The 18,677-nt window shown below is 73.3% G+C and carries 13 protein-coding genes; 5 read left to right on the top strand and 8 right to left on the bottom strand.

From position 1 onward, the window contains the following. Nucleotides 1–13 precede the first annotated feature (13 nt). From FLX08_RS24810 to FLX08_RS24785, 5 genes are read right to left on the bottom strand one after another with little or no spacing between them, the layout of a single operon-like run. The gene (locus tag FLX08_RS24810) at nt 14–1,147 is read right to left on the bottom strand and encodes a VWA domain-containing protein (protein ID WP_142621854.1); all 1,134 of its coding nucleotides are present in this window, start codon (nt 1,145–1,147) and stop codon (nt 14–16) included. Further along, the gene (locus tag FLX08_RS24805; protein WP_244312869.1) at nt 1,147–3,477 is read right to left on the bottom strand and encodes a DUF5682 family protein; all 2,331 of its coding nucleotides are present in this window, start codon (nt 3,475–3,477) and stop codon (nt 1,147–1,149) included. Before FLX08_RS24805 ends, FLX08_RS24810 begins: the two co-directional genes overlap by 1 nt. Continuing rightward, nucleotides 3,467–4,534, bottom strand: coding sequence for an ATP-binding protein (locus FLX08_RS24795; RefSeq protein WP_142621852.1), 1,068 nt, complete (start codon nt 4,532–4,534; stop codon nt 3,467–3,469). Before FLX08_RS24795 ends, FLX08_RS24805 begins: the two co-directional genes overlap by 11 nt. Next, nucleotides 4,531–5,916 carry a DUF5691 domain-containing protein gene (locus FLX08_RS24790; RefSeq protein WP_142621850.1) on the bottom strand — a complete coding sequence of 462 codons (1,386 nt, stop codon included), beginning with the start codon at nt 5,914–5,916 and terminating at the stop codon, nt 4,531–4,533. The genes FLX08_RS24795 and FLX08_RS24790 overlap by 4 nt, the downstream gene beginning before the upstream one ends. Next, on the bottom strand, nt 5,913–6,947 hold the full coding sequence (locus tag FLX08_RS24785; protein WP_244312872.1) for an SWIM zinc finger family protein: 1,035 nt from the start codon (nt 6,945–6,947) through the stop codon (nt 5,913–5,915). Before FLX08_RS24785 ends, FLX08_RS24790 begins: the two co-directional genes overlap by 4 nt. Nucleotides 6,948–7,080: 133 nt before the next feature. Between FLX08_RS24785 and FLX08_RS24780 the strand changes: the two genes are divergently transcribed. The 3 genes from FLX08_RS24780 (at nt 7,081) to FLX08_RS24770 (ending at nt 12,256) form a co-directional block, all read left to right on the top strand. Beyond that, nucleotides 7,081–7,623: a DinB family protein gene (locus tag FLX08_RS24780; protein ID WP_244312868.1), complete on the top strand. Its 543-nt coding sequence runs from the start codon at nt 7,081–7,083 to the stop codon at nt 7,621–7,623. 80 nt (nt 7,624–7,703) lie between these two features. Further along, entirely contained in the window at nt 7,704–10,712 is a 3,009-nt protein-coding gene (locus FLX08_RS43000; protein ID WP_142621846.1) for a helix-turn-helix transcriptional regulator, read from the top strand. Nucleotides 10,713–10,750: 38 nt separating this feature from the next. Beyond that, a complete protein-coding gene (locus FLX08_RS24770) occupies nt 10,751–12,256 on the top strand; it encodes an aldehyde dehydrogenase family protein (RefSeq protein ID WP_142621844.1) in 1,506 nt (501 codons plus the stop codon). A 140-nt stretch (nt 12,257–12,396) separates the two neighbouring features. Here the strand turns inward: FLX08_RS24770 and FLX08_RS24765 are convergent, their stop codons facing one another. The 3 genes from FLX08_RS24765 to FLX08_RS24755 all read right to left on the bottom strand — a co-directional run bounded on the left by FLX08_RS24765 (nt 12,397) and on the right by FLX08_RS24755 (nt 17,113). Beyond that, complete coding sequence (locus tag FLX08_RS24765; RefSeq protein ID WP_142621842.1) at nt 12,397–13,185, bottom strand: ThuA domain-containing protein; 789 nt, start codon at nt 13,183–13,185, stop codon at nt 12,397–12,399. 303 nt (nt 13,186–13,488) lie between these two features. Next, nucleotides 13,489–16,431: an AAA family ATPase gene (locus tag FLX08_RS24760; protein ID WP_142621840.1), complete on the bottom strand. Its 2,943-nt coding sequence runs from the start codon at nt 16,429–16,431 to the stop codon at nt 13,489–13,491. 13 nt (nt 16,432–16,444) lie between these two features. Then, on the bottom strand, nt 16,445–17,113 hold the full coding sequence (locus FLX08_RS24755) for a hypothetical protein (RefSeq protein WP_142621839.1): 669 nt from the start codon (nt 17,111–17,113) through the stop codon (nt 16,445–16,447). A gap of 435 nt (nt 17,114–17,548) precedes the next feature. Here FLX08_RS24755 and FLX08_RS24750 point away from each other — a divergent pair, with 435 nt between their 5' ends. Both FLX08_RS24750 and FLX08_RS24745 read left to right on the top strand, forming a co-directional pair. Further along, a complete protein-coding gene (locus FLX08_RS24750; protein WP_142621837.1) occupies nt 17,549–17,875 on the top strand; it encodes a carboxymuconolactone decarboxylase family protein in 327 nt (108 codons plus the stop codon). Between the two features lie 52 nt (nt 17,876–17,927). Beyond that, on the top strand, nt 17,928–18,677 hold the full coding sequence (locus FLX08_RS24745; protein WP_142621835.1) for an SDR family NAD(P)-dependent oxidoreductase: 750 nt from the start codon (nt 17,928–17,930) through the stop codon (nt 18,675–18,677).

Raw genomic sequence — 18,677 nt, 5'->3', positions numbered from 1 at the left:
CGGACATTACAAATCACCGTCCTGGCGCGGGAATGCGACCTTGGTCGTACGACCGGCGCTCTATGGCGGCCGCCATGAGGCCGGGAAAGGCGTCCGGCGTGCAGGCGAAGACCGGCACGCCCATCGCGGCCAGCGCCGCCGCGTTGTCGTGGTCGTACTGCGGCGTGCCCTCGTCCGACAGCGCGAGCAGCACGATCACCTGGACCCCGGCGGCGGACATGGCGGCCATCCGGCGCAGCATCTCCTCGCGCGGCCCGCCCTCGTACAGGTCGCTGATCAGCAGGAAGATCGTGTCGGCCGGCCGGGTGACGAGCCGCTCGCAGTAGGCCACCGCCCGGTTGATGTCGGTGCCGCCGCCGAGCTGGGTGCCGAACAACACCTCTACGGGGTCGTGCAGCCGATCGGTCAGATCGGCCACGGCCGTGTCGAAGGCCACGAACGAGGTCTTGAGCGAACGCATCGAGGCGAGCACCGCGGCGAAGACGCCCGCGTACACCACTGAGGCGGCCATCGAGCCGCTCTGGTCGACCGCGAGCACGACCTCCCGCCGGACGGCCCGCTGCCCTCGGGCGTACCCGACCAGCCGGGACGGCACGACGGTCCTCCGCTCGGGGAGGTAGTTGCGCAGGTTCGCCCGGATCGTACGGTTCCAGTCGACCTCGGCCGTCCTCCTGGGGCGATGGGTCCTCGCCGAGCGGTCGAGCGCGCCGCTGACGGCCGTCAGCGTGCGCCGCGTCAGCCGGGCCTCCAGCTCCCGCACGACCGTGCGGACGACGGCCCTGGCCGACTCGCGGGCCCGCTCCGGCATCAGCCGGCTCAGCGACAGCAGCGTGCCCACCAGGTGCACGTCGGGCTCGACGGCCTCCAGCATCTCGGGCTCCAGCAGGAGCCGGGTCAGGTCGAGCCGCTCGATGGCGTCCTTCTGCATGACCTGCACGACACCGGTGGGGAAGCACTCCCTGATGTCCCCCAGCCAGCGGGCCACCCGGGGCGCGGACGCGCCGAGGCCGGCGCCGCGTTGCTCCTGCGCGTCGTAGAGGGCGGTGAGGGCGACGTCCATCCGGGCGTCCGCGCCTTCGAGCGTCCCCTCCGCCGCGCCGCCCAGCACCAGCCGCCAGCGGCGCAGCCGCTCCTCCTCGCCGTCCATCACAACCTCCCGCCCGTCTCGTGCCCCAGGATGTCGCGCACGGTGCGGACGGCCGCCGCCGCCAGCCCGTCGTCGTAACCGGCCGCTTCCTCGCCCCCGGGCGCCGCGCCTGAGCGGACCCTGCGGCCGATCATCCGCCGCTCCGGCGCCGGAAACGCCCCGAATGTGCGCCGCAGCAACGGCAGCACGTCCACGAACGCCTCAGGCGACAGGCCGGCGAGCCAGGCGTCCACGGCGGCCAGGAGGCGCGGGTCGTGGACGAGCAGGAGGCCGCCCCCGGACAGGAAGCCCTCCATCCAGGCCGCCGACCGGGCCGGGGGGTTGCCGGGCGACATCGCCCGCGCCATGCGGGCGGCCACGTCGTCCTCCAGCGCCCCGGCGTCGAACAGGATCCGCACGATCCGGCCGTCGAGCAGCCCCGGCAGGTCGTCGCGCCGGGCGAGCCCCGCCAGCGTCGCGAGCCACCGGCCGCCGCCCATCAAGCCGGCGGCCGTGTGGACGCCGTCCATCAGCGCCGCCATCTCCCGGGCCGCGTCCTCGTCCAGCCCCGTGAGGGCGGGCGACAGCCCGGCGCAGATCCGCGCGAGCATCGACTCGGTGACGCCCGCGAGGCCCTCGGTGCCGCGCACGTCTCCATAGCGGCGGGCCCGCACGAGCGCGGGCAGCGCCCCCATAAGGTGGCGCACCTCGCCGTCGAGCGCCGCCCGGTCCTCTATGCACCCCAGGACGTACGGCAGCGCGTCCGGCAGGTGGGCGAGCAGGCAGCGCTCGACCAGCCCGGCCAGCTCGGTCAGGCCCGCGCCGCCCGCGAGGTCGCGGACGCGGGCCGTCGCCGCCGCCTCGACCGTGATCCCCCACACGGCCGCCTCGATGAGGGCCACGTCGAGCTCCGGACGCCACTCCAGCGACCACGACTCCTTGAACGTTCCCTTGCTCCGGGCCCGCCGCGGCGTCCCCCAGGGCACGCCCAGCAGGGCGAGCCGGTGCAGCAGACGGCTGCGGCCGAGGTCGAGCGGCCTGCGCAGGTCGAGGTCGTGCTCCCCGGCCATGACCTCGGGCTTCATGCGCAGCCGCCGCTGCTCGTCGCGCAGGTCCCGCCGCAGCGGCACCATCGGCGTGGCGTCCGGCACCCGCCCGAGCCGCTCCCCCACGACCATCCGCCGCCGGACCAGCTCGACCGGCAGCTCGTCGCCGCCGCACAGCACCGCCCTGACCGCCTCGGTGACCTCCGACAGACCGGCGAGCGGCCTGCCGCGCAGCGCCGCCAGGCACTCGGCCAGCCGTACGGCCTCGATGACGTGCGCGGAGGAGACGGGCAGGCCCTCCTCCCGCAGGATCGCGGCGGCGCGGGCGAGCCAGCGCTCCACCGGGCGGTCGGGCGCCGTGAAGAGGTGCTCGTACCACCCGGGCGCGGCGACGCCCGCGCCGTAGCCCGCGCCCGCCGCGAGCCGTCCGTGGGTCCACGGCACCCACGTCATCTCGACCCTGACCTTCGGCAGGCCGCGCAGCAGCCGCTCGTCCTCGCCCGCGGAGGGCGCCGGCGCGGGCGGAGCCGGCGTGGGCAGGGTCGGCGCGGGCGGAGCCGGCGTGGGCAGGGTCGGCGCGGGCGGAGCCGGCGTGGGCAGGGTCGGCGCGGGCGGAGCCGGCGTGGGCAGGGTCGGCGTGGGCAGGGTCAGTGCGGGCAGGTGCCAGGCCCCGCAGACCACCGCGATCCGGGCGAAGCCCTCCCGCGTCGCCTTCCGCAGCGTCCTGCGCATGTACGCCTCACGCCGGGCCTCGACGCCCTCCGCGACGTGCCCCTCGCGCACGGCCCGCATCGCCTCGGCGACCACGTCGAGCGTCCCGGCCTCGCCCCGGTGCTCGACGAGGTCCTCCCACCACCGCTCCGGGTCGTCGTATCCCGCCGCACGGGCGAGCTCGCCGATCGGATCGCGGCGTACGGGGTCGGCGTCGAGCGCGAGGCTGTGCGCGGCGGGCAGGTCGCAGAACCGCACCTCGACGCCCGCCCCGGCGGCGTAGGCGATCGCCTGCCACTCGGGGGAGAACTCCGCGAACGGCCAGAAGGCGGCCCGCGACGGCTCCCCCGGCACGTACGCCAGCAGCGCGACGGGCGGGCGCATGCCGGGATCGGCGGCGAGCGCCACCAGGCCGTCGGCCTCGGGCGGGCCCTCGACGAGCACCAGATCGGGCCGGATCCGGTTCAGCTCGTCGCGCACGGCCCTGGCCGATCCCGGCCCGTGGTGCCGCACCCCCAATACCGACACCCCCGGCACCGGCACCCCCAAAACCGGCACCCCCAGAACCGGCACCGGCACCTGCTCAGCCGGCATCGCGGCAGGCCCGGTAGAAGTCCCGCCAGTCGTCGCGGTCGCGGACGACCGTCTCCAGGTACTCCTGCCAGACCACCCGGTCGGAGACCGGGTCCTGGACCACCGCCCCCACGATGCCGCCCGCGACGTCGGCCGGGCGCAGCACGCCGTCCCCGAAGTGGGCGGCGAGCACGATCCCGTTGGTGACGACCGAGATGGCCTCCGCCGTGCTGAGCGTGCCGCTGGGCGACTTCACCTTGGTCCGCCCGTCGGAGGTCACGCCCGCGCGCAGCTCCCGGAAGACCGTCACCACGCGGCGGATCTCCTCCAGCCCGGTCACGGTCTCCGGCAGCTCCAGGGCTCGGCCGAGCTGCGCCACGCGCCGGGCCACGATGTCGACCTCCTCCTCCGTGCTGGCGGGGACCGGCAGCACGACGGTGTTGAACCGCCTGCGCAGCGCGCTCGACAGCTCGTTGACCCCGCGGTCGCGGTCGTTGGCCGTGGCGATGACGTTGAAGCCCTTGGTCGCCTGCACCTCCTCCCCCAGCTCGGGGATCGGCAGCGTCTTCTCGGACAGCACGGTGATCAGCGCGTCCTGGACGTCGGACGGCATGCGGGTCAGCTCCTCGACCCTGGCCAGCCGTCCCTCCGCCATGGCCCGCATGACCGGGCTCGGCGTCAGCGCTCCTCGGGACGGGCCCTCCGACAGCAGCCGTGCGTAGTTCCATCCGTAGCGGACGGCCTCCTCCGCCGTGCCGGCCGTGCCCTGCACGAGCAGGGTCGAGTCGCCGCTGATCGCCGTGGCGAGGTGCTCGGACAGCCAGGTCTTGGCCGTGCCGGGCACGCCGAGCAGCAGCAGCGCCCTGTCGGTGGCGAGCGTCGCGACCGCGACCTCGACGATCCTGCGCGGGCCGATGTACTTCGGCGTGATCTGGCCGCCGTCCCCCAGCACGTAGGTCGTCACCGCCCAGGGCGACAGCCGCCAGCCGGGCGGGCGTGGCCGGTCGTCGGTCTTCGCGAGGATCGCCAGCTCGTCGGCGAACTGGTCCTCCGCGTGCGGGCGCAGAATGCCGGTCACTCAAGCTCCTTCAGCATCTCGGAACGGAAGCGCAGGGTCGCGGCCAGTTCGGGGACCTCCCCGGCGTGCTCGTGCATCGCGGGGTCGAACCGCTCACCCGCCAGCCGGATCAGCTCGCCGGCGTTCCACGGCTGCGTCCGCGTGGTCTCGACGATCTTCTTGAGCACGGCCCTCGCCAGCCGGTGCCCCCACGGCCGCGGCACGCCGCCCAGCATCATGACCATCTGGCCGTCCACCGGATGGCCCGCCACGAGCTCGGCCGCACGGCGCGACCGCTCCTCCGGCGGGAGCACGGCCAGCAGATCGGTCAGCGGCTCGGCCTCGAACAGGGCACGCGCCCACGCCGCGTCCCGCTGCAGGATGGCGGCCCTGGTCCAGCCCATGCGGACCTCTCGCTGCCAGTCGCCGATCCGGGCCGCCGCGATCTCGTGCGGCGGCATGCCGAGGTGATCCGGCCAGAACGACAGCGGTGTGTGCGCCACCACCTGCTGGAGCCACCAGCCCCGCGTCTCCATCCCGGCGGGCGGCCGCGCCCTGACGCCGTCGCGCTCCATCGCGCCGTCGCACTCCTGCGGCGGCTCGGCCCGGAGACGCGAGCCGTTCCCGGTCACGAGACGGCGCGCCCGCGCGGTCATGCGCAGGGCCAGCCGCGACCGCGGCAGGCGGGTGAGGAGATCGGCGGCGGCCTGCCGCACCTCGCGGCGCCGGTCGTCGAGCACCGACTCCAGGAACGGTTCGTCGGCCATGCCGAGGCCGTCGGCGAGGATCGGCACGAACACGGACCGGTCCTCCGGGGTCTCGGCACTCCAGCCGCGTTCGAGCAGCTCCCGCGCGGCGGCCGGGTCACGGTGCCGCAAGGCGGCCAGGAAGGCACGTCTGTCGCCGCTCGTGCCGAGCTCCCACACCTCGTCGGGCGGCACGTGCGCCGGCTCCGCCAGCAGATAGGCCCAGGCCGGGTTGAGTCCGGCGAGCCAGCGGCCCCGTGCTCCGGTGACCGCCCCCAGGCAGGCGCGGATCGACCGGTCGCGCGCCCCGAGGTCGAGCAGCCCGGGGATCATCTCGGCCGGGACCCGCACCCGCCGCGCCGCGGCCGTCTCCAGCCACTCGGTCAGCAGCCTGCTCTGCTCCCCCGCGAGCATGCGGGCCAGCCGGTCCGCGGCGGCGCCGGGCACGAGGGGCATCGTCTCCGCCGCCGCGGGGGCCGGCGGCCTGCCCCTGCCCGGCCGCCGTCCCGCACGCATCCGCACCACCTGCTCGGCGGCCCGCTCCAACAGGCTCTCCGGCGGGACGGCTCGGCGGTCGGCGCCCACCAGCGCGGTGGAGACCAGCTCCTCCCACGAGACCCGTCCGGCCTCTCGTCCTCCGGAAACGGCTTTCGTCATAACGGCACCGCCCGGCCGTCCTCGTTCCACACCGTCAGCGGGACCAGCCCGCGCGGCGTCCACTCGGCGGCGACCGTCACCGGCCGCCCGCCGGAGACGGCCAGCAGGCGCCACGGGACGCCCGCGGACGGATGCAGCGGCAGCGCGTTCCCCTCGTCGTCCGCGAGGCCGTCCAGGCAGGGAACGGCCCCGTCGAGCACCAGCGGCCAGGAGTCGGTCCAGGGATCGGCCGCGAGCACCTCGGCGATCAGCGCGGGCACCTGGGAGACCTTCGTGCCCGGGGGCGGCCCGGCGTCGACGAGGCCCCGCCGCCCGGCCACCAGGGCGCGCAGCGGCGAGGCTCCCGGGTAGAAGGCCAGGTCGGCGTCGATCGTCGTGCCGGGCGGCGGAAACGCGTCGAGCGGCTGCCCGGCCGGCGCGAACGACAGCACCATCGCCAGGCGGCCCGTCGTGCGCCCGGCCAGCCACACGCGCCGGGCGACCAGCCGGTCCTGCTCCTCGTCGCGGCAGCCGACGACATCCCAGTGGTCCCGCACCGCCGCGGCGGCCAGGACGGACTCCCTCGTGACGGGGAAGCCCACCCGCGCCCGCACGGTCTGCCGCAACGGCTCGGGCAGCGCGGCCGCGCGGCGATGGGCGACCGCGAGCAGGCGAAGCAGCGCGTACTCCCCGAGCAGCAGGCCCGGCCAGTCTTCGGCGCCGAGCACCCGCGGGAGCCGGGTGACGCTCCCCGCCACACCCGGCGCCTGCGCGTCGACCAGCCGTCTGGCGAGGTCGTCCCAGTCGGCCGGCCCGGTCTGGCGTGCCTGCGCGATCCCCTGCCCGATCTGGTCGGCCAGCCACCGCTCCAGCTCCGACAGGCCCGCGGCGACCCTGCTCTCCCGCTGCTCGGCCTGGGTGCGCCTGGCCGCCACCCGGCCACCTGCCCCGGCGCCGGCGTCGGCTCGGGCGTCGGCTCGGGCGTCGGCTCGGGCGCCGTCCACCCCGGCGTCGCCCGTGTCCGGGGTCGCGGCCTGGCCCCACCGTCTCATCACCCGCCGCACAGTAGCCGCGGGCTCCGACATTTAGCCTCGCTCGTGAAGCGTGGCCCCTTCGGGGCCGGGTGAAAGGGGGATGGACCTGCGCCGGGCGGAAGTGTCGGAGCCGTCTGGCAGGGTCGGGTCCGTGAACGAGATACCCGAGGCGAACCACTCGAAGAAGTGGGACGCCGATACCCGGTCCACTCCGCCCCTCGTCGGCGACGAGCGGGAGATCCTCACGGCCTTCCTCGAATGGCACCGCGAGACGTTCGCGCTGAAGTGCGCGGGAGTCCCTGACGATCGGCTGTCGGACAAGGGGGTGCCGCCGTCCGGGCTCAGTCTCCACGGCATCCTCCGGCACGTCGCGGCCGTGGAGCGGTGGTGGTTCCGCATCCAGTTCGCCGGTGAGGACGTCCCGCTCCTCTACTACTCCGACGACGACCCCGATCAGGACTTCGAGGATCTGGGCGGGGACGTCGAGGAGGCGTTCGCCGTGTGGCGGGCGGAATGCGAGCGTTCCCGTGAGATCGTCGCCGCCCACTCGCTGGACGAGACCGGCGTCCACCGCGCCACCGGGCAGCCGATCTCGCTGCGCCGCATCCTGGTGGACATGATCGGCATTTACGGGCGCCACAACGGGCACGCCGACTTGCTCCGCGAGCGGATCGACGGCGCCACCGGTTATTGAGGAGCCGCTGGAACGCCGCCCGGGCGGCGGCCGACGCCGGGGTCACGGTTCTGTCGGGGCCGCGTGTCATACTCGCCTGCGTGGTTGCGCGTACGCCGCAAAGAGTGCTGATCGGGCGTTCTGCCGAGCTCGATCGGCTCCTGGGCGTGCTCGACTCCGCAGCGGCCGGGCTCGCGGGGGTCGCCCTCGTCGGCGGCGACGCGGGGATCGGCAAGACGCGGATCGTGACCGAGCTGTGCGACCTCGCGCAGCGGCGGGGCTTCGTGACGCTCACCGGCCAGTGCGCCGAGCTCGGCGACGCCCTGCCCTATCTGCCGCTCGCCGACGCCCTGCGCGGCGCCGCCGCCGACGACGACGGGCCGGTCGGCCCGGCCGTCACGGCCCGTCCCGCGCTGCGGCGGCTGCTGCCCGGCGACGAGGCGGGCCCGGCGGAGGCGACGACCGGAGGGCTCGCCCAGCAGCGCCTCTTCGGGTCGGTGCTCGACATGCTGTCGGAGGTGGCCGGGCGGCAGCCGGTCCTGTTCGTGTTCGAGGACCTCCACTGGGCCGACCGCTCGACCCGCGACCTGCTGGTCTTCCTCACCCGCATGCTGCAGCGCGAGCGGGTGTGCCTCGTCGGCACCTACCGCACCGACGACCTCCACCGCCGCCACCCGCTGCGCCCGGTCCTGGCCGAGCTGCGGCGGCTGCCGCTGGTCACCTCCGTCGAGCTGCCGCCGCTCGGCGACGACGACATGGCGGAGTATCTCGCCGTTCTCGACCGGTACGGCGAGGGCCCCGCGGGGCCGATGGCGGAACGCGGCCTGACGACCGTGATCGAGCGCGCCGGCGGCAACCCGTTCTTCGCCGAGGAGCTCCTGGCGGCCGGCGCGGAACGGGCGCGGCTGCCCGGAACGCTGGCGGACCTGCTGCTCGCCCGGGTGGAGACCCTGTCGGACACCGCCCGCCAGGTGCTGCGGGTCGCCGCGGTGGCCGGCCGCCGGGTCGGGCACGACCTGCTGCGCGACGCGACCGGGCTCGGCGACCTGCCGCTGGAGGACGCGCTGCGCGAGATCGTCTCGCAGCGGCTGCTCACGGCGGGCAGCGACGGCTACACCTTCCGGCACGCGCTCCTCCAGGAGGCCGTCTACGACGACCTGCTGCCGGGCGAGCGCACCCGCCTGCACACCGCGTTCGCCGCGCTGCTCGCCGAACGCGGCGGCGCCCCCGCCGAGCTGGCCCATCACCACCTCGCCGGGCACGACCTGCCGGGCGCGCTGCGGGCGTCGGTGGAGGCCGGGCGGATGGCCGCCGGGCTCGGCGCGCCGGCGGAGGCGCACCGGCACTTCGGGCGGGCGCTGGAGGTCTGGGACCAGGTGCCGGAGGCCGAACGGCTGGCCGGGGAGAGCCGGGCGAGGATCGCGCTGGCCGGCGCCGCGGCGGCGGCCGCGGCCGGCGACTACCACCGGGCGGCGGAACAGGTGCGGCGGCTGCGCCACGAGACCGACGACCCGGCCCTGATCGCGGAGACCGGCGAACGCCTGTCCTACTACCTGGCGGACGCGGGCGGCGACGAGGCCGAGGCGATCGAGGCCGCCCGGGAGGCGGTGGACGTCGCGCCGCACAGCCCGCTGCTGGCCAGGGCCCTGGCCACCTACGCCCGCGCGCTCTTCCGGCAGTACCACGACAAGGAGGCGGCGGCGACGGCGGCCAAGGCGCTGGAGGTCGCGGAGGCCACCGGCGCCCGCGACGCGGAGGCCAGCGCCCTCGTCTCGCTCGCCCTGCTCGAGGAGGAGTTCGGGACCAGCGTCGAGCACGCCGTCGACCTGCTCGCGCGCGCCACCCGGCGCCCCTCCGGCGACCTGTCCATCGACCTGCGGGCACGCTTCAACCTCGCCCGCATCCATTACGAGAACGGCGCCCTCGCGGTGGCCGCCCGCATCACCGAGGACGGCGTACGGCTGGCCGGGGAGACCGGGCTCACCTGGAGCACGTTCGGCACGGACCTGCGCTTCCTGAACTACCTCGTGCACTACGCGGACGGCGACTGGAACGCGGCGGAACGGCTGGCGGGAGGGTTCGGCGTCCGGGTCGGCACCAGGGCCGAGGCCCAGTTGTCGTCGTTCGCCCTCTTCGTCGAGGTGGGCCGGGGGCGCCCGGGCGCCGACGAGAGACTGCGGTGGCTGTCCCGCTTCTGGTCGGACGACCTGATCAGCTATATGGCCCGCGGCATGGCGGCCGAGCAGGCGCTGTGGCGCGGCGACCCGCACGCCGCGCTCGACCACGTCAACGCGATCGTCGCGGTGCTCGAACCGTTCGATCCCAGTCTGATCCGCATCGCGGCCACCGGTCTGTGGGCGCTGGCCGACCTCGGCCTGACCGGCGAGGCCTGCGACGACCTGCTGCGCCGGGCGCGGTGGGCGGCGGAGAACGGGCCGAACGGCCCGCGGAGCCGGCTGGGGCCGGAAGGGGTCGCCTGGCTGGCACGGGCGGAGGCCGAGTGGCACCGCGCCAACGGCACGGCGGATCCGGAGGTCTGGCGGCGCGCCACCGAGGCCTTCGGCTTCGGCTTCGTCTACGAGGAGGCGCGGTCGCGGTGGCGGCTGGCCGAGTGCCTGCTACGGGCGGGTGACCGCGCGGCGGCCCGCGCCGAATGGGAGCGCGCGGTGCGCGTCGCCTCCGCACTGGGAGCCCGGCCCTTCCTCGAGACGCTCAGGGAGGTCGGGGCGCGGGCCGGATTCTCCGACCCGACGGCGACCGCCCCCGCGGCGACCCCCACGGCGACCTCTCCGGTCACCCCCGCAGGCACCTCTCCGGCCGCCCACAGCGGCGACGCGCAGGAGATCGCCGCCGGTGAGCCGCCGGAAGCGGCACGGGAGCCGGGGCGGCTGGCCGCGCTCACCGCGCGCGAGCGGGAGGTGCTGGCCCACGTCGCGGCCGGCCTGGCCAACCGGGAGATCGGCGAGCGGCTGTTCATCTCGCAGAAGACGGTGAGCGTGCACGTCTCGAACATCCTCGCCAAGCTCGGCGTGACCAGCCGCACCCAGGCCGCCGCGGTCGCCCACCAGGAAGGGCTGTCGCCGGGCGCCGCGGACGGAAATACTGTGTAATCGAGGCTCGGCAGCAGCAACAATTCCGGAGGTCAGCGGTGGCTGTGCAGATCGTTTCCGTCGTCGCGGGTGAGGAGCTCGCTTCGGGCACGCCGTACGAGTCCGTCAACCCGGCGCGGCCCGCGGAGACGGTGGCGACCGTCCTGCTCGCCGGCGCGGACGACTTCGCCGGCGCCTGCCGCGCCGCGGCGGCGGCCCAGCGGGAGTGGGCGCGCGTCCCCGCTCCGGTGCGCGGCCGGGTGATCGCCTCGATCGGCCGCCTGGTCGAGGCCAACACCGAGGCGCTGGCCCGGCTGGTGACCGAGGAGATCGGCAAGCCGTACGCCGAGGCGCTGGGCGAGGTCCGCGAGATCGTGGACACCTGCGACTTCTTCCTCGGCGAGGGCCGCCGCCTCTATGGGCAGACCGTGCCGTCGGAGATGCCCGACAAGAGCCTGTTCACGTTCCGGGTGCCCGTCGGCGTGGCGGCGGTCGTGACGGCCGGCAACTTCCCGGTGGCCGTGCCCTCGTGGTACCTGGTCCCGGCCCTGCTCTGCGGCAACGCGGTGGTGTGGAAGCCGGCCGAGTATGCCGCGGCCTCCGCGCACGCGCTCTACCGGCTGTTCGCGGCGGCCGGACTGCCCGGCGGCGTGCTCAACATCGTCTTCGCCGACGGCGAGCAGACGTACGCGGGCCTCGACCGCGCGCTCGGCGAGGGCACCGTGCAGAAGGTCGGCTTCACCGGGCCGAGCGCGGTCGGCCGGGCCGTCGGCGAGTTGTGCGGGCGGCACCTGCAGTCGCCCTGCCTGGAGCTCGGCGGCAAGAACCCGATGGTCGTGATGCCGGACGCCGATCTCGACCTCGCCGCCGAGGGCGCGCTGTTCTCCGGCTTCGGCACCGCCGGTCAGCGCTGCACCTCCCTCGGCACGGTCATCGTCCACGAGGACGTCCACGACGAGTTCCTGCGCCGGTTCACCGCCCTCGTGCGCGACGCGAAGATCGGCGACCCGAACGGCGACGTGCTGTACGGCCCGCTGCTCGACCACAAGTTCGCCGGGCGTTACGAGGAATACCTGGGCTGGATCCGGCCGCACCACACCGTGCTGCCGGGCCCGGTCGGCCGGATGGACGGCGAGGGCCTCTACTACCACCCTGTGGTGGTGGACGGCGTCCGTCCCGATGACCGGCTGTTCCTGGAGGAGACGTTCGGCCCGATCGTGGGCGTGACGACGTTCTCCACCCTCGACGAGGCGATCGACCTGGCCAACCGGCCCGGATACGGCCTGTCGTCGTCCATCTACACCTCCGACCCGAAGGCCGTGTTCCGGTTCCGCGAGGGCGTGTCGGCCGGCATGGTCAGCGTCAACAACTCCACCTCCGGCGCGGAGGCGCACCTGCCGTTCGGCGGGAACGGCAAGTCGGGCAACGGCAGCAGGCAGAGCGGCATGTGGGTGCTCGACCAGTTCACCCGCTGGCAGGCGATGAACTGGGACTACTCGGGCCGCCTGCAGAAGGCCCAGATGGACGTGGCGGAGATCACGCCCGATCTGGGCTTCCGGCTCTGACCCTGACGGAAGACCACTCGGCCGGGTGGGCCGTCCGGTGCCCGCACCGGACGGCGCACCCGTCATCTGCCTCGCCCGGGCGCCTCGGCTGATCGGCTCTCCGGGCGCCCGCCACGCGAGGTGACGTCCCTCGCGGAGGGTCAGTCGCCGTGGGGGTCGCAGGGGAAGTTCGTGACTCCGGCCGTCATCCGGATGCCGCCGAGCAGGTGCTTCAGGAACAGCGGGTCGCTGTAGGCCTCCTTGGTGTGGCCCATGCCCGTGTACCAGGAGCGCCCGCCGTCGTAGTTGTGGCACCAGGCGATCGGGTGGTCGCCCATGGCGCCGGAGCCGGGGTTGTAGGACTTCTCGTCGAGTTCGGCGAGCACGCGCACCCCGGCGTCACGCGGGTTCGTGCGGTAGTTGTACCACTCGTCCCAGCGGGTCCAGCGGTTCGGCAGTCCGCGGTTGGACGCCGCGCCCTGGCCCACCATCTTCACCGTGGCGTTCTGCTGCGCCGGATGGTTGCGGAAGTAGGCGCCGACGAGGCCGCCGTACCAGGCCCAGTTGTAGCCCGAGTCGCCGGCGGCGTGAACGCCGGCGAAGCCTCCGCCGTTCCGGATGTAGCGCTCGAACGCCGCCTTCTGCTCGGGCTGACCGAGCGGGTCGCCGGTCGTGGAGATGAAGACGACCGTCTGATACTTGGCGAGGTTCTCGTCGGTGAACTGGGCCGCGTCCTCCGTCACGTCCACCGCGAAGCCGTTCTCCTGGCCGAGCTTCTGGATCGCCGCCTCACCCGCGGGGATCGAGTCGTGCCGGAAAGCGGTGGTCTTGCCGAAGACGAGCACACGGAACTCGGGGTCCGCGGGGGCCGCGAGCGCGCTGCCGGCGGAGAAGGCCGGCGCGATGATCGCGGACAGCGCCGCCAGAGCGAGCAGTCGCTTACGTGACATGGTGACAGTCCTCCATCTCGTACGCCCTGGACGCCATGGGCCCACCCCACGGCGGGGGCCATGGGTCCGGTGACGAAGGCGGGGCCGCCCGCCGCACAGTGGGGACGGCCTCAAGTGGGCGCCAAGTTACCTTCTTTGGTCACGATTTGGAAGAAGTTAAATCCAAGTTTCAATGACTTTCGTTTGCGGTAGGACAAAGTCATGGTCGGATCGGAGTTACTGCCGCCCAGCCCGGAAAACGCCGATCCCCGGCGGGCACCGCCCACCGGGGATCGGATCGCAGGGCCGGACGGCCAGGACGTCTCAGGCCTCCGGGCCCCGCCTGCCGTCGTAGCCGAGCAGCCGCATCGCGACCTCGGGGTCCATGGCCGCCGCGAGCAACTGCGCTCGTTCGGCCGCCCGGTCTCTGGCCTCCTCGGCCCGCCGCCGCCCCGCCTGGTGGGAGCGGACCACCAGGAACGCGACCGCGATGCCGCCGATCACCGCCACCAGGGCGACGGCCAGCAGGACCGCCGTGCCCGCGGGCACGCCTGCGACAGAGGCACCCGCCGCGCCCCGCGGCGAGGCGAACAGCAGCACGCCCAGGAGCGTGAGCAGCACCACCGCCACGACGACGCCGACGACCGCCCACAGCGCGCCGTACGACGTGCGGGACGGCTCCGCGGGCGACCGGGCGAGCGGCGGAGCCGGGGGAACCGGCGACGGCGAGCCGCTCCACGGCACGAAGTCCGGCTGCGTCACCGGGGTGTGCCCGTTTCCGCCGGCCAGGCCGTTCGGCGGCGGCGCGACCAGCACCGGCGCGGCGCCGCCCGAGGACGCCGGCACGACCGACGCCTCGATGACCCGGCTCCGGGGCAGCGGAAGCTCGACCGGGACCTCGCTGTGCGCCTTGTGGGCCGCCGCCGCGGCCATGTGGTAGGTCTCGATCTCCTCGTAGAACTCGTCCGAGGTGTAGACGGTGCCGTCGATCAGCGGGCCCATCCTGCCCTCGATGACAGCGACCACGTCGTCGCCGTTCAGCGTCTTGTGCTGCTCCAGCGCGTGCGCGACCGACAACACCTCGCGGCGGTTCTCGCGCAGCAGCTCGGCCGTCTTCTCCAGCAGCCGGCTGAGGTTGAACTCGATCCGCTCGGGGAGCATGTCGGGCACCATCTCGTCGCGACGGCTCGCCGGAGTGCCGGTGAAGCCGATGCCACCGCCTCCCGGCTGCGGCTGGGCCGCCTTGCCCTCGCGCAGGCCGAGCTCCTGCAGCGCCGGCAGCGAGGCCACCCCGATGCCCATGCCCCAGTGGGCCTCCATCAGCCCGGTGATCGCGGTCGCGCTCTGCAGGTCGCCGGAGACGCCGGAGGAGTTGTCCTCGCCGAAGAACATCCGCTCCCCCGCCAGCGAGGCGAGCGACACCATGATGTCGGCCTCATACTCCGACTTCCACCGGGTGAACTGGTCCTCCGGCTTGATGCTGGCCACCATGCCGAGGTAGTCGGCGCCCTTCTCGATCGTCGCCAGGTCGATCTCCAGGTGGTGGCGGGTGCGGTAGGCGGCGACCGCGTGGCACGCCTCGTGCACCGCGACCGCGTGCCGCTCACGCTCGATGTACTCGACGTCCTCGGGCGGCCCGAGCTGCTTGAGCCGCTTGGCCCGCATGACGTCCGACCAGGTGATGGTCTCCCGGCCGTCCCGGATCGCGGTGATCAGCGACTCGTTGACCAGGTCCTTGATGGTCGCACCGGTGGCGTACGGCGTGATCGTGGCGAGCTTGTCGATCTGCTCGTCGGTGAGCTGGTGGCTGACCTTGTCGAAGTAGCCCTTGTAGGTGCGGATCCGGCCCGCCTTCGAGGGATAGCCGACCTTGTAGATGCGGTCGATGCGGCCGGGCCGCAGCAGGGCGTCGTCCAGAGCCTCGGGCAGGTTGGTGGCCATCATGATGAGGATGCGGTATTTCGGCGGCGGCTTGGGCCGCATGCCGAGCAGCCTGCGCACGTAGCGGTTGACGAAGCCGCGCGGCTTCTTGAGGCCGGAGATCTCGGTGAGCAACGCCTCCAGCGTGCCCATGCCGCCACCGCCGCCGCCCATGCCCCCGCCGTACATCAGGCGGTTGACGAAGGCGCCGGTGCGCGGCATCCGCGGCGGCGCGGCCTCGGCGGCCGGGCCCGCGGCGTGACGGCCGAGCACGGTGCGGGTGTTCGGGTCGAGGTAGGCGAAGCCGTTGCAGCCGGAGTCGGCGAACGGCGCCGGGACCGACCTGCCCCAGCCGCCGGGTCCGCCCTGCGCCAGCGCGCCCCGGTTGCCGAGCGAGTCGGCCTCGTCGAAGAACACGATGACGCCGCCGTACCGCAGGGCCAGCTTGCGCAGCTTGCGGAACAGCGACTTGACCTTGAGGACGCCGACGCCGAAGAACATGTTGATGAACGCGCCCGGGTCGACGAACACGTACGGCTTGCCGGTCGATCCGGCGACCGCCTCGGCCATCAGCGTCTTGCCGGTGCCGGGCGGGCCCCACAGCAGGATGCCGCTGGGCACGTAGCCGCCCCTGGCCTCGATCTCGTCCGGCTTCTCCAGGAAGACGATGTTCTCCTTGACCCGCTCGACCACGTGGTCCTGGCCCCAGACGTCGGAGAAGCGCGTCTTGATGTCGTCGGGGTAGTAGACGTCGACGCCGCCCCGCGACAGGAACCAGAAGATGGCGACGAACTGGCCGACGGCGACCACCATGATCAGCATGAGCTGCAGGACCATGGGAAGGAAGCCCCACACCGTGGCCGGCACGCTGTACAGCGCCTCGAGCGGGGAGACCTGCTGCACCTTGCCCAGCACCAGCGCGATGATCGCGATCCAGACGGCCCACTTGACCGCGCGCGAGATGCGGTAGCGGTTCCAGTCGTTGAACCTGCGGTGCGACCAGCGGTTCCAGCCGCCGAAGACCTTCTGGGTCCAGAACCGGTGATAGCCGGCCGAGCGCTCGCTGATGAGGAAGTGGATCTGCCGGACCACCTCGATGCCCGCCAGCCACAGCACCCACGACGCGTTCCGTACGGTCATCACCGCGGCGTCATAGGGGGAGATGATGCCCTCGTACGTCGCGATCTCGTTCCAGTACAGCACGCCGAACGCGACGGCGAGCAGGATCAGGAACTTCGTCCGGTCCCACAGCGGCATACGTTTCCTGGTGAGGGGGTCGCGGTCCACGGGACCCGACCCCGGCTCGCGAAGCCCCTCGTGGTGCTTCGGTGGGAGGGCCGTGCTCATATGAGGGGCTCCTTCACGGGTTGATGAGGTGCTTGACCTTGAAGGACTTGACGACGGTGGCGATCTCCGCGGCCCGCTGGCGGTAGCACGCGGGCGAGCAGCGGATCAGCAGAGTGGATGCCGTCGTCCCGTCGGCCGACAGGTAGGCCGTCCTGTCGAACGTCTGCACCGTGTCCCCCACCCGGTAGTTGTAGACGGTGTGGACGCCGCGGACGCCGTCCGTGATGGGCAGCACCTCGTCGGCCAGCAGCTCGAACCCCGTCAGGCCGCTCGCCTCGAACTCCTTCTGCTGCTCCTCCGTCAGCGGCACCGGCATCGGAGGGGAGACACGCAGCAGATTGAGCGAGGCCGCGTTCTGCTCGGCCTCGCTGAGCTTCTGCACCTTCGCGAACACGAAAGGCTTGTCGTCGGTGCCCGCGGAGCCCAGGACAAGGTGCATGAGGGACGGTTCGTCGTAGGCGTCGAACGCCGCCGTCCACACCGCCTGCTTCGCGAGCTGCGCGGTGGCGGAGTCGGCATCGCCGAAGAGTTCCTTGTCGAGCGTCTTCTGGTCGATCTGGCGCCATGACGCCGGGACCTTGAAGTAGGTGCCGCCCGTATCGTCGCGTACGTAGGTGTACTCGGGGCCGGCACAGCCGGACAGCACAGAGGCGGCCATCGCCGCCCCCACGACCGTTCCCACCACCCCGGTCCTTACCCGTGGTTTTTCCACCAGGGCCCAACCTCCGCTTTGCGGGTCTACGAGGTAGTAGTGCCCGTTTTCCAACTGTCCTTCCCAACGGTAAGTCTGCGACGCGCCGGAAAACTAGACCGAATCTTGCCCGGATCTTGGCTCCTCTTGTTACCCGGAACCTATTGCCTCACCGGCTCCGACCGCCGCGGACTCACCTCTGATGCCGTACCCCGAAGGACGACCGGCGAAAGCGGGTTCCGGCACATCCGAGGGCCCCGGCCGCCCCGAGTGATCCGTTTTGTTCACCCGGGACATGACACACGGAAGACCCGCGCTGTGAGATCGACCGGAAGCCGGATGACGAGATCGTGTAACACCCGACTGCCCCGAACACGACATCTGGATGCATGACGTCAGGAATCACCGTGGGGAGGGCTGGCGCACATGAAGCAGGTCTACGAAGAGGACGGCACCGGCGAGGGGCCGGACGGCTTCTTCGGGGTGACGGCGGAGCGCATGTTCTCCGAGGTGTGGTCCCGGCAGGTCCTCACGGTCAGGGAACGGCGGTTGCTGCTGCTCGGCCTGCTCGTCGGCCAGGACATGGACGACATGCTCGAACTGCACCTCGAGACCGCCCTGCGCTCGGGCGAGCTGAGCCCTGCCGAACTCCGCGAGACGGTCGTGTTCCTCACCCTGTACGCCGGGTGGCCCCGGGCCGCCCGGCTCAGCGCGAAGGTGGAGGAGCTCATCAGCCGCACCACCGAGGCGTGAGCGCCGTTCCGGCGCCGGACGAGGAGACCCCCGCGGTGGGTACGCTGCCGTCATGCCCACCGCACTCATCACCGGCGCGACCGCCGGGATCGGCGCCGCCTTCGCGCGCCGCCTGGCCGCCGACGGGTTCTCCCTGGTCCTGGTGGCCCGCGACCAGGGGCGGCTCGCCGCCTCCGCCGAGGCCCTGCACAAGCGGTACGGCGTGCCGGTCGAGCCGCTGTGCGCCGACCTGACCACCGAGGAGGGGACGGCGGCGGCCGAGGAGCGGCTGGGCTCCGGCGTCGACCTCCTGGTCAACAACGCCGGGTTCGGGCACCACGGCGGATTCCTCGACACCCCCGTGGAGGACGAGATCCGCATGCTGCGGCTGCACTGCGAGGCGGTGCTGCGGCTGACCCGGGCGGCCCTGCCGTACATGATCTCGAAGAGGCGGGGCGGGGTGATCAACGTGGCCTCGGTCGCGGCGTTCCTCCCCGGCGGCACCTACAGCGCCACCAAGGCGTGGGTGGTGAACTACAGCGCCTCGGCGGCCAACATGGTCAACCGGCACGGCGTGCGGGTGATGGCGCTGTGCCCGGGGTTCGTTCGGACCGAGTTGCACGACCGGGCCAGGCTCGACATGTCCGGACTGCCGCCCTTCGCGTGGCTGTCGGCCGACCGCGTCGCCGCCGACGCGATGCGCGACCTCGCCCGCGGGGTGTGGGTGAGCGTCCCGTCGGCCCGTTACAAGGCGATCGTGGCGATCGCCAGGCTCCTGCCGCTCAACCTGGTCGGCCGCGTGGCGAGGCTGCGCTACCGCTGA

It is taken from the genome of Microbispora hainanensis, assembly GCF_006874475.1.
Taxonomy (GTDB): domain Bacteria; phylum Actinomycetota; class Actinomycetes; order Streptosporangiales; family Streptosporangiaceae; genus Microbispora; species Microbispora hainanensis.
The sequence above is the reverse complement of the archived record's forward strand: the minus strand, read 5'-3'. Positions and strand labels throughout refer to the sequence as shown.